The sequence below is a fragment of the Stenotrophomonas sp. P5_B8 genome (assembly GCF_054049855.1).
In genome coordinates this window covers 1-11,030 of the sequence record NZ_JBFULO010000106.1, presented here as the reverse complement: position 1 = coordinate 11,030, position 11,030 = coordinate 1, and the positions used below count along the sequence as shown (strand labels likewise).

10 protein-coding genes and 1 pseudogene are annotated in these 11,030 nt (G+C 66.6%); 6 read left to right on the top strand and 5 right to left on the bottom strand.

All coding sequences use genetic code 11. The features are described from left to right. A partial coding sequence (locus ACXJKH_RS08295; RefSeq protein ID WP_457319069.1) for a TetR family transcriptional regulator occupies window positions 1–336 on the bottom strand: 336 nt, incomplete at its 3' end. 231 nt (window positions 337–567) lie between these two features. Between ACXJKH_RS08295 and smeD the strand changes: the two genes are divergently transcribed. The 3 genes from smeD to ACXJKH_RS08280 are packed head-to-tail and all read left to right on the top strand — an operon-like array spanning window position 568 to window position 6,337. Next, window positions 568–1,749 carry a multidrug efflux RND transporter periplasmic adaptor subunit SmeD gene (gene smeD / locus ACXJKH_RS08290; RefSeq protein WP_457319068.1) on the top strand — a complete coding sequence of 394 codons (1,182 nt, stop codon included), beginning with the start codon at window positions 568–570 and terminating at the stop codon, window positions 1,747–1,749. Window positions 1,750–1,761: 12 nt separating this feature from the next. Continuing rightward, window positions 1,762–4,962 carry a multidrug efflux RND transporter permease subunit SmeE gene (smeE, locus tag ACXJKH_RS08285; protein WP_457319067.1) on the top strand — a complete coding sequence of 1,067 codons (3,201 nt, stop codon included), beginning with the start codon at window positions 1,762–1,764 and terminating at the stop codon, window positions 4,960–4,962. Beyond that, on the top strand, window positions 4,955–6,337 hold the full coding sequence (locus ACXJKH_RS08280; RefSeq protein ID WP_457319066.1) for an efflux transporter outer membrane subunit: 1,383 nt from the start codon (window positions 4,955–4,957) through the stop codon (window positions 6,335–6,337). The genes smeE and ACXJKH_RS08280 overlap by 8 nt, the downstream gene beginning before the upstream one ends. A 359-nt stretch (window positions 6,338–6,696) precedes the next feature. On the opposite strand, the gene ACXJKH_RS08275 is transcribed toward ACXJKH_RS08280, so the two are convergent. From ACXJKH_RS08275 to ACXJKH_RS08260, 4 genes are all read right to left on the bottom strand, one after another. After that, the gene (locus ACXJKH_RS08275; RefSeq protein ID WP_457319065.1) at window positions 6,697–7,116 is read right to left on the bottom strand and encodes a low affinity iron permease family protein; all 420 of its coding nucleotides are present in this window, start codon (window positions 7,114–7,116) and stop codon (window positions 6,697–6,699) included. 99 nt (window positions 7,117–7,215) lie between these two features. Further along, window positions 7,216–7,551, bottom strand: coding sequence for a hypothetical protein (locus tag ACXJKH_RS08270; protein WP_256777455.1), 336 nt, complete (start codon window positions 7,549–7,551; stop codon window positions 7,216–7,218). A 62-nt stretch (window positions 7,552–7,613) separates the two neighbouring features. Then, window positions 7,614–7,904, bottom strand: coding sequence for a hypothetical protein (locus ACXJKH_RS08265; RefSeq protein ID WP_457319064.1), 291 nt, complete (start codon window positions 7,902–7,904; stop codon window positions 7,614–7,616). 214 nt (window positions 7,905–8,118) lie between these two features. After that, window positions 8,119–8,571 carry a nucleoside deaminase gene (locus tag ACXJKH_RS08260; protein ID WP_256777457.1) on the bottom strand — a complete coding sequence of 151 codons (453 nt, stop codon included), beginning with the start codon at window positions 8,569–8,571 and terminating at the stop codon, window positions 8,119–8,121. A gap of 109 nt (window positions 8,572–8,680) precedes the next feature. Between ACXJKH_RS08260 and ubiE the strand changes: the two genes are divergently transcribed. From ubiE to ACXJKH_RS08245, 3 genes and pseudogenes are all read left to right on the top strand, one after another. After that, on the top strand, window positions 8,681–9,442 hold the full coding sequence (ubiE, locus tag ACXJKH_RS08255) for a bifunctional demethylmenaquinone methyltransferase/2-methoxy-6-polyprenyl-1,4-benzoquinol methylase UbiE (protein ID WP_038686180.1): 762 nt from the start codon (window positions 8,681–8,683) through the stop codon (window positions 9,440–9,442). A 68-nt stretch (window positions 9,443–9,510) separates the two neighbouring features. Then, on the top strand, window positions 9,511–10,374 hold the full coding sequence (locus tag ACXJKH_RS08250; RefSeq protein ID WP_457319063.1) for a diguanylate cyclase domain-containing protein: 864 nt from the start codon (window positions 9,511–9,513) through the stop codon (window positions 10,372–10,374). 83 nt (window positions 10,375–10,457) lie between these two features. Continuing rightward, window positions 10,458–11,030 (top strand): annotated as a pseudogene (locus ACXJKH_RS08245) (aminopeptidase); the annotation flags it as partial.

The following is an 11,030-nucleotide window of genomic DNA, read 5'->3' as shown; positions in this document are numbered from 1 at the left end:
GATCTCCATCATGTTGCGCAGCCGCTCATCGTCGGCCAGCTCCTGGAAGGAGACCAGCAACGCCGAGCGCAGGTCCAGCACCGGCGTGGAGCGCTTGGACGACGTCGTCCGCCGCAATCGCTCGATGAACGGAACCCGCTCCCGATCGATCATCGCCGTCAGGATCTCGGTCTTGTTCTTGAAGTGCCAGTACACCGCGCCGCGCGTATAGCCCGCGCGCGCCCCGATCATCGCCAGGCTGGTGCCCGCGACCCCGTATTCATGGAAACAGACCTGGGCCGCGTCGAGGATGCCCTCGCGGGTGGCCTGCGCCTCTTCTTTGGTTTTTCTGGCCATGGCGCTGTGCAATTGCTGGATGAAACCGACCTGAATTGTACCGCTTTACAAACAAACATGCATGTATGTATATTTCCATCCCACTGATCCTCGGTGTGGACCGCGCGTATCCGAAAAACGGCCGCAACCCATGGATTTGCAGCACTTTGCCGTCCTGTGGACTGTTTTTCTTCGCTTTATCGCGAGAATCCGGCTTCGGGCGACCCTTTTCGTTTGCCGTGAGCCCCCACCATGTCCCGATCCCCATACCGTCTCCTCGCGCTGTCCCTCGCGATCGCCTTGACCGTGTCCGCCTGTGGTGGTGGAGGCCAGGAGGGCCCCCAGGGCGGCCCCGGTCAGGTCACCGTCGCCACGCTGAAGGCTGAGCAGGTCGGCCTGACCCGCGAGCTTCCGGGCCGCACCAACGCCTTCCTGGTGGCCGAAGTACGCCCCCAGGTCAGTGGCATCGTCGCCAAGCGATTGTTCACCGAAGGCGGCCTGGTCACCGCCGGGCAGGCGCTATACCAACTGGATGACGCCAGCTACCGCGCCCAGGCCAACAGCGCCCGCGCCCAGCTTGCCCGCGCCGAAGCCACCGCCAATGCCGCGCGCCTTAGCGCCAGGCGCATCGGTGAGCTGGCCAAGGTCGAGGCGGTCAGCACCCAGGACAACGAAAACGCCATCGCCGCGCTGAAGACCGCCGAAGCCGATGTCGGTGCCGCCCGCGCCGCGCTCGATGCGGCCAACGTCACCCTCGGTTATGCGCGCATCACCGCCCCGATCAGCGGCCGCATCGGCAAGTCCTCGGTCACCCAGGGCGCGCTGGTCAGCGCGGGCCAGGCCGATGCGCTGGCCACCGTGCAGCAGTTGAACCCCATCTATGTCGACCTGACCCAGTCGGCCAGCGAACTGCTGCAGCTGCGCCGCGAACTGGCCAGTGGCCGCCTGCAGGACAACCAGACCCTGCCGGTGACGATCCTGCTCGACGATGGCACGCCGTTCGACCACAAGGGCACGCTCGAATTCTCCGAAGTCAGCGTCGACCCGACCACCGGCAGCTACGCGCTGCGGGTCAAGGTCGACAATCCCGACCAGGTGCTGATGCCGGGCATGTACGTGCGTGCCCAGGTCGGCAGCGGCGTGCGCGACAACGCGATCCTGGTGCCGATGCAGGGCATCGCCCGCGATCCCAAGGGCGATACCAGCGCCATGGTGGTGGGCAAGGACGGCAAGGTCGAAGTGCGGCCGGTCAAGGTCAGCCGTTCGCTGGGCAACAAGTGGCTGGTGGAAGACGGGCTCAAGGCCGGTGACAAGGTCATCGTCGAAGGCCTGCAGAAGATCCAGCCGGGCATGCCCGTGCAGGCCACCGAGATGGGCGCGACCCCGGCCAAGCCGGCCGCCGCGCCGGCGGCGGCCGCCGCCGCCCAGCAGTAACCGGAGAATTCCATGGCACGTTATTTCATTGATCGCCCCATCTTCGCGTGGGTGATTGCGATCATCATCATGCTCGCCGGTGCGTTGGCGGTGCTCAAGCTGCCGGTGTCGATGTACCCGGAAGTGGCACCGCCGGCCGTCGAGATCAGCGCCAGCTACCCGGGTGCGTCGGCCAAGGTGGTCGAAGACTCGGTGACGCAGATCATCGAGCAGAACATGAAGGGCCTGGATGGCCTGATCTACTTCTCCTCCAACAGCTCCTCCAACGGCCAGGCGACAATCACCCTGACCTTCCAGAGCGGCACCGACCCGGACATCGCCCAGGTGCAGGTGCAGAACAAGCTGCAGCTGGCCATGCCGCTGCTGCCGCAGGAAGTGCAGCGTCAGGGCATCAACGTGGCCAAGTCCAGCAGCGGCTTCCTGCAGGTGCTCGGCTTCGTGTCCGAAGACGGCAGCATGGACGCCAACGATATTTCCGATTATGTCGGCTCCAATATCGTCGATCCGCTCAGCCGCGTGCCGGGCGTGGGCAACATCCAGGTGTTCGGTGGCAAGTACGCCATGCGCATCTGGCTGGACCCCAACAAGCTGCACACCTACAAGCTGTCCACCGCCGAAGTGATCGCGGCGATCACCGCGCAGAACGCGCAGGTCGCCATCGGCCAGCTCGGCGGCGCGCCGTCGATCAAGGGCCAGCAGCTCAACGCCACCATCAACGCGCAGGACCGCCTGCAGACCCCCGAGCAGTTCCGCAACATCATTGTGCGCAGCGCGCAGGATGGTGCCGAACTGCGCCTGTCCGACGTGGCCCGGGTGGAGCTGGGCGCCGAGTCGTATGACTTTGTGACCCGCTACAACGGCAAGCCGTCCTCGGGCATCGCCATCACCCTGGCCACCGGCGCCAACGCGCTGGCCACCGCCACCGGTGTGCGTGCGGCGCTGGATGAAATGCAGCCGAACTTCCCGGCCGGGCTGAAGGCGGTGGTGCCGTATGACACCACGCCGTTCGTGCAGGTCTCGATCAAGGGCGTCATCAAGACCCTGATCGAAGCCATCGTGCTGGTGTTCCTGGTGATGTACCTGTTCCTGCAGAACTTCCGCGCCACGCTGATCCCCACCATCGCCGTGCCGGTGGTGCTGCTGGGCACCTTCGGCATTCTGGCCGCGCTGGGTTTCTCGGTGAACATGCTGACCATGTTCGCGATGGTGCTGGCGATCGGCCTGCTGGTCGATGACGCCATCGTGGTGGTGGAGAACGTCGAGCGGATCATGTCCGAGGAAGGCCTGTCGCCGCTGGAGGCCACGCGCAAATCGATGAGCCAGATCACCGGCGCGCTGGTCGGCATCGGCCTGGTGCTGTCGGCGGTGTTCGTGCCGATGGCCTTCATGAGCGGCGCCACCGGCGTCATCTACCGACAGTTCTCGGCCACGATCGTCTCGGCGATGGCCTTGTCGGTGCTGGTTGCCATCGTGCTGACGCCGGCGCTGTGCGCGACCCTGCTCAAGCCGCTGAAGAAGGGCGAGCACCATGTCGCCCACACGGGTTGGTCGGGTCGTTTCTTCAATGCCTTCAACCGGGGTTTCGACACCTCCAGTGCGAAGTACCAGCGCGGCGTGCGCGGCATCCTGGCGCGTCCGTGGCGCTTCATGGGCGTGTTTGCCGCGCTGGCGCTGGTGATGGGCCTGCTGTTCATGCGCCTGCCCAGCTCGTTCCTGCCCAATGAAGACCAGGGCATCCTGATGGCGCTGGTGCAGACCCCGGTCGGCGCCACCCAGGAACGCACGCTGGAGTCGATCGACAAGCTCGAAAAGCACTTCATGGAAAACGAGGCCGATGCCATCGAGTCGATCTTCTCGGTGCAGGGTTTCAGCTTCGCCGGCATGGGCCAGAACGCGGGCATGGCCTTCGTCAAGCTCAAGGACTGGAAGGAGCGCGACAAGGACCAGGGCGCGATGCCGATCACCGGCCGTGCGATGGCTGCGCTGGGCGGCATCAAGGACGCCTTCATCTTCGCCTTCCCGCCGCCGGCGATGCCGGAGCTGGGCATCGGTTCGGGCTACACCTTCTTCCTGAAGGACACCAGCGGTGCCGGTCACCAGGCCCTGCTGGACGCGCGCAACCAGCTGCTCGGCATGGCCGGGCAGAGCAAGCTGCTGGCCAACGTGCGCCCCAATGGCCAGGAAGACACCCCGCAGCTGCGCATCGACATCGACGTCGGCAAGGCCAGCGCGCTGGGGCTGTCGCTGGAGGCGGTCAACACCACGCTGGCCGCGGCCTGGGGCAGCAGCTACATCGATGACTTCATCGACCGTGGCCGGGTCAAGCGCGTGTACGTGCAGTCCGATGCGCCGTTCCGGATGAACCCGGAAGACTTCAACCTGTGGTCGGTCAAGAACACGGCCGGTGAGATGGTGCCGTTCTCGGCCTTCGCCAGCCAGCGTTGGGACTACGGTTCGCCGCGGCTGGAGCGCTACAACGGCGTGTCGGCGATGGAGATCCAGGGCGAGCCCGCGCCCGGCGTGGCCTCGGGTGATGCGATGAGCGAAGTGGAGAAGCTCGCCAAACAGCTGCCGGCCGGCTTCGACATCGAGTGGACCGCGCTGTCCTACCAGGAACGCCAGGCCGGTTCGCAGACGCCGCTGCTGTACACGCTGTCGCTGCTGATCGTGTTCCTGTGCCTGGCCGCGCTGTATGAAAGCTGGAGCGTGCCGACCTCGGTGCTGCTGGTGGCGCCGTTGGGCATCCTCGGCGCGGTGCTGGCCAACACCATGCGTGGCATGGAACGCGACATTTACTTCCAGGTGGCGATGCTGACCACGGTGGGACTGACCAGCAAGAACGCGATCCTGATCGTGGAGTTCGCCAAGGAAAACCTGGAGAAGGGTGCCAGCCTGATCGACGCGACGATGCACGCCGTGCGCGACCGACTGCGCCCGATCATCATGACCTCGCTGGCGTTCGGCCTGGGCGTGCTGCCGCTGGCGATCGCCTCCGGCGCCGGTTCGGGTGCACAGCAGGCCATCGGTACCGGCGTGCTGGGCGGCATGGTGGTGGGCACGCTGCTGGGTGTGTTCTTCATTCCGCTGTTCTTCGTGGTGGTGCAGCGGGTGTTCAATCGTGGCGGCACGCCGCCGACGAAAACCGATGACAGCACCGCCCCGGTGGCGCTGACCCAGAACGGCGACAAGGCCGAAGGTGGTCCGCATGAATAAGCTTCCCTCCCTGCTCGCCGTGGCCGTGACGCTGGCGCTGTCCGGCTGCGCCTCGCTGGTGCCGCGCAGCACCGAGGTCGCCCCGGCGATCCCGGCGCAGTGGCCCGCCGCGGCTGCTGCCGGCACGGTCGACGTGGCCGACATCGGCTGGCGCGATTTCTTCGTCGATCCGCGCCTGCAGTCGGTGATCAACCAGTCGCTGGACAACAACCGTGACCTGCGCGTGGCCGTGCTCAATGTCGAAAAGGCACGCGCGCAGTACCGCATCCAGCGCGCCGACCGCGTGCCGGCGGTGGGCGTGCAGGGGCAGATGACCCGCAGCGGCGGCGATGCGCCGGTCAGCGAACAGTTCAGCGCGAATCTGGGCGTGGTCGAGTTCGAACTGGATCTGTTCGGCCGGGTGCGTAATCTCAGCCAGGCCGCCCTGCAGCAGTATTTCGCCGAAGCGGCCAATCGACGCAGCGCGCAGCTGAGCCTGGTCGCCGAGGTCGCCAATGCCTGGCTCACCCTGGGCGCGGACAACGAACAGCTGCGCATCGCCCAGGCCACCCTGGCAAGTTATGAAGATTCGCTGCGCCTGACCGAGGCGCGCCGCCAGCTCGGCGGTGCTTCGGCACTGGAGCTGAGCCAGACCCGCACCTTGGTGGAAACCGCGCGCACCGATGTGGCCCGCTTCGCCGGGCAGGTCGCGCAGGACCGCAATGCACTGGTGCTGCTGGCCGGTGGGCCGGTCGATGACACCCTGCTGCCGACCACCGAGGTGACCGAGGTGGCGGCGTTGCGTCCGCTGCCGGCCGGCGTGCCCGGCGAGGTGCTGCTGCGCCGCCCGGACGTGATGGCTGCCGAGCACACGCTGCTCTCGGCCAATGCCAACATCGGCGCGGCGCGCGCGGCCTTCTTCCCGTCGATCAGTCTCACCGGCAGTATCGGTTCGGCCTCCTCGGAGCTGTCCAGTCTTTTCGACAGCGGCACGCGGGTGTGGAGCTTCATGCCCAAGCTCAACCTGCCGATCTTCCAGGGCGGCAAGCTGCGCGCCAATCTGGGCGTGGCCACCGCCGACCGGGACATCGCCTTGGCCCAGTACGAAAAGGCGATCCAGTCCGGCTTCCGCGAGGCCGCCGATGCGCTGGTGCTCAACGACAGCCTGGATGCGCAGTTGGCCTCGCAGCAGGCGTTGGTGGCTGCCGCCGAGCAGGCGCAGACGTTGTCGCAGGCCCGCTACGATGCCGGCCTGGACAGCTTCCTGACCCTGCTCGATGCACGTCGCACCGCGTACACCGCGCGCAAGTCGCTGGTCAGCACGCAGCTGGCGCAGCAGTCCAATCAGGTGGCGCTGTACAAGGTGTTGGGCGGCGGTTGGCACGAGCGCGGGTGATCGGCGCCGGCGGCAGGGGCCGCGCGGTGCGCGGTTGCCGAGCATGGCTCGGCACTACCGGTGCGGCGCGGCGGTGGCATCGGGTAGAGCCGAGCCATGCTCGGCTGCTCTTCGYYGCAGACGCAACGTATCGCSGTTCGGRTGAYTGGCGCCRGCGGCAGGTGCCGCGCGGTGCGCGGTTGCCGAGCATGGCTCGGCACTACCGGGTGCGTCGCGRCGGYTGGCWTCGGGTAGAGCCGAGCCATGCTCGGCTGCTCTGCGTTGCAGACGCAACGTATCGCCGTTCGGATGACTGGCGCCGGAGGCAGGTGCCGAGCCATGCTCGGCTGCTCTTTGTTCCGGCATTATGGACCCCCGGATCAACGGTCGTCGGCGCGTCCGTCGCCGTGGCAGCGTCGTGCTCGTTCCAGCGCATCGCCCGCTTCGCGTGCCATGCGCTCGTATTCACTGCGGATTTCTTCGAGCCGCGTCTCGTCCAGTTCTTCCAGGTCGAGCAGCTCGTTGTTGGCCTCGGCAGTGGCGCGGATCAGCTCGTCCAGCTTGATCTGGACGGCGGCGGCGTCTGCAYTCTGGCTGTGCTGGATCAGGAACACCATCAGGAAGGTGATGATGGTGGTACCGGTGTTGATCACCAGCTGCCAGGTGTCATTGAACTTGAAGATCGGGCCGCTGAGCGCCCACAGCACCACGATCGTGACGGCGGCCAGGAAGGTCCACGGCGTGCCGGCGGCATACGACGCCTTCTTGGCGACCAGGTTGAACACACTGCGCAGTTTCATGCGGTACTACGGGTAGCGAAGGTGCCTCATCATTGGCCGCGCGCCGTGTACGCATCGTGCAGTGACGGCGGGTCGGCAGCCGCCAGCGCACAGGAACAATCAGGCGCGCGCGGCGCCCAGACGCGGGCGCGAGGCCACGTCGTGACGGCTGGCAAGGTACACATGTTCCCAGCATTGCTCGACGAACACGCGGGCCTGCTCTTCGCTCAGGCGCGGCATGATCTGCAGCGCGTAATGGGTCTGGAACATCTCATCGCGCTGCTCATCGGTGGCGCGCGGCTGAGTGATCAGCGAATCGCAGGCGAACTTGATCCACGGTACGTAATGGCCGAACGAGCCCGTGCCGAGGTTGCCGTCGGCATGGCGCTGGCGCCAGTAAGCCACTTCGGCGTCGACGTCGATCACGGCGGGGATGGAAATCTGGGCGGAAGACATGGTTGTTTCGATATGCAAGAAGGGAGTCCAGCAAGAGTGCGTAAAGCGCAGTGCATGCGACGTTATGAAGGCGTGGAGCCTGCGTGGCGGTCGGCACTGACACGTTCAGGCCGGCGCTCGGCCAGCAGCTGTGCGTGATCCACCACGCCCAGGCGCTCGGCCAGGGTGGCCAGTCGGTTGCACACATCGATCCGGTGCTGGGGATGACGGTGCGTCAACGCGTCCTGGATGGCCTGGTAGGCGCTCCAGAAGGGCGCGGAATTCTGATGCGCCGCGTAGTGTCGTTGCAGCTGCTCCCAGGCCGCGGACAACGCGGGATCAAGGGCAGCGGCGGGGCGTATTCGGGCGTTCATGACGTCTCCTCGACGTTGTTGCCCCTGTGTCCCCACCATAGGCCGTCGCGGCGGCCGGTTTGTTAGCACCGCGTAAGCACGGGGTGCTGCAGGTGTGCCTGCTGCGGGCGTTCCTGCGCGCAAGACGCTGCTGGCACAGCGTGTTCACGTACCTGTCGGCAACTGAAGCGTTCAGAGTGGGCGCGCTGCGACCCGACGTCGCAGCGCATTTCGCTCACTCGCCGATGTCTTCGTTCCAGACCTCGGGGTGTGCCGAGATGAAGCCGCCCAGCAGGTCGATGCAGGCCTGGCTCTGCATGTCGATCACCTTGACCCCGTTCTCGCGCAGCCACTCGATGCCGCCCTGGAAGGTGACCGATTCGCCCACCACCACCGTGCCGATGTTGAACTGGCGCACCAGCCCGCTGCAGTACCAGCAGGGCGCCAGCGTGGTCACCATGATGGTGTCCTGGTAGCGGCGCTGGCGGCCGGCCTTGCGGAACGCGTCGGTCTCCCCGTGCACCGACGGGTCGCCTTCCTGTACGCGGCGGTTGTGGCCGCAGCCGAGCAGGCGGCCATCGGTGTGGTACAGGGCCGCGCCGATCGGGATGCCGCCCTCGGCCAGGCCCTGGCGGGCTTCGGCGATGGCGGTTTCAAGCAGGGCGGCGTAGTCGGGGGTGGTGATCATGGGCATTCCATACGTATCTGGACCGCCATGATAGTGGCCCGCCGCCGCTGCGGCACCGGGTCGCAGCCCCCGGGTGCCGCAGCGCTGCCAGCGGTGCGATAATCCACCCATGAGCGAATCCCCCTACAAGACTGGCACCACCCACTTCGGCTTCCGCGACGTCGCTGCAAAGGACAAGCAGAAGCTGGTGGGCGAAGTGTTCACCTCGGTCGCGCGCAGCTACGACCTGATGAACGATCTGATGAGCCTGGGTATCCACCGGGCGTGGAAGCGCTACTACGTGGCCACCGCGCAGGTGAAGCCGGGCGACCGCGTGCTCGACCTGGCTGGCGGCACCGGCGACATCGCCGCGCTGATCAAGGAGCGGGTGGGTGACGAGGGCGAGGTGGTGCTGGGCGATATCAACGCCGGCATGCTCTCTGTCGGCCGCGACCGGCTGATGAACCGGGGCCTGGTGAAGGGCCTGGAGTACGTCCAGTGCAACGCCGAGGCGCTGCCGTTCCCGGACGCCAGCTTCGACCTGGTCACCATCGCCTTCGGCCTGCGCAACGTCACCGACAAGGACGCCGGCCTGCGCGAGATGTACCGCGTGCTCAAGGTGGGGGGCCAGGCACGCGTGCTGGAGTTCTCCGAGGTCACTGCGGACTGGTTCAAGCCGATCTACGATTTCCATTCGTTCAAGATCCTGCCCAAGCTGGGCCAGCTGTTCGCCCGTGACGGCGACAGCTACCAGTACCTGGCCGAGAGCATCCGCAAGCACCCGCCGCAGGAGCAGCTCAAGACCATGATGGGTGAGGCGGGCTTCGCGCGCTGCCATTACAAGAACCTGACCGGCGGCATCGTTTCGATTCACTCCGGCTACAAGGTTTGAGATCCAGTTCCGGTTCCGGCTGGGTACGCTAGGTCACACTGCGGGCAGGCTGTCACAGAGGGCCTGCCATGCGTCTGTACCGCGGCCTGGCCCGCGTCTTCCCACGCTCGTTCAGCGCCAAGCTGATGAGCGTGGTGTTTGTCGGCCTGCATGTGCCGCTGCTGGTGTTGCTGCTGTGGCTCGCCTTTACCGGCCACTACCAGCGCGACACGATGTGGACGGTGGTCGGGGTGGTGCTGGCCGCCACCGTGGTCGGCACGGGGATGGCGATGATGGCGCTGTACCGGTTGATGGCGCCGCTGCGCCAGGCCGCCGACGCGTTGGAGGCCTACTACGACGAACAGCGCCTGCCGCATCTGCCCGACCTGGGCCACGACGAGATCGGCCGGCTGCTGCGCAGCATCAACCGCAACCTGCATGGGGTCGATGCCGGCCTGCGCGACCTGCGCCGCAGCGTGCTGCTGGATCCGCTGACCCAGGCGCTCAACCGTCGTGGCTGTGAGCAGGCGCTGGCCGAGTCGGCACGGCAGGCGCAGTCACGTCGGCAGCCACTGAGCCTGTTCGTGGTGGACCTGGACAACCTCAAGCCGATCAACGATGCCCACGGCCATCTGGTCGGCGACCAGGTGCTGGTGCGGCTGGTGGAATCGGCGCGGCAGTGGCTGCAGCCCGGCGACTGGATCGGGCGCTGGGGCGGCGATGAGTTCGTGCTGGCGGTGCACGCCAGCCACGAGGTGGCCTGCGAACGCCTGCGACGCTGGCTGCAGGCGATGGATGGCATCGTCGGCGAGGAGATTCCGCTCAAGGCCAGTGCGGGTGGGGCCGGCTACCGCGCCGGCGAAGACCTGCGCGAACTGTACCGGCGCGCCGACGCGGCGATGTACCGGGCCAAGTACGCAGGCGGTGCCCGTCTGTGCTGCGATGGCGACTGAATACGCAACGCGTCGCAGCTGCGCTGCCGGGTGGCGCTTACAGGGGTAAACTGGTCGTTTCACCCTGATCGGTCCCGATGTCCATGCGATCTCCGTTCCTGTTCATTCCCTTGGCCGTGGCGTTGGCCGCCGGCTGTTCCAAAGAACCTGCGGCACCTACCGCCGCGCCCACTGCCACCGCCCCGGCGAGCACTGCCATGAAAGCCGACAGCCGCAGTCATGACGAAAGTTCCTACGCCGAGCCGGACAAGGTCGTGGTCAAGGACCTGGCGCTGGACCTGAAGCTGGATTTCGACAGCAAGCAGATCGGCGGCACCGCCACCTACACCCTGGAGTGGAAGGACAAGGCGGCCAAGCAGTTGGTGCTGGACACCCGCGAACTCACCGTGGAGAAGGTCGAGGCGATCGCCGCCGACGGCAAGGCCGCGCCGCTGCCCTTCGTGCTGGCCCCGGCCGACAAGGTGTTCGGCAGCAAGCTGAGCATCGAGGCCCCGGATCAGCCGTCCAAGGTCGTGATCACGTATCACACCGCGCCGACCGCGTCGGGCCTGCAGTGGCTGGAGCCGTCCATGACCGAGGGCAAGAAGCTGCCCTTCATGTTCAGCCAGTCCCAGGCCATCCACGCCCGTTCGTGGGTGCCGCTGCAGGACACCCCG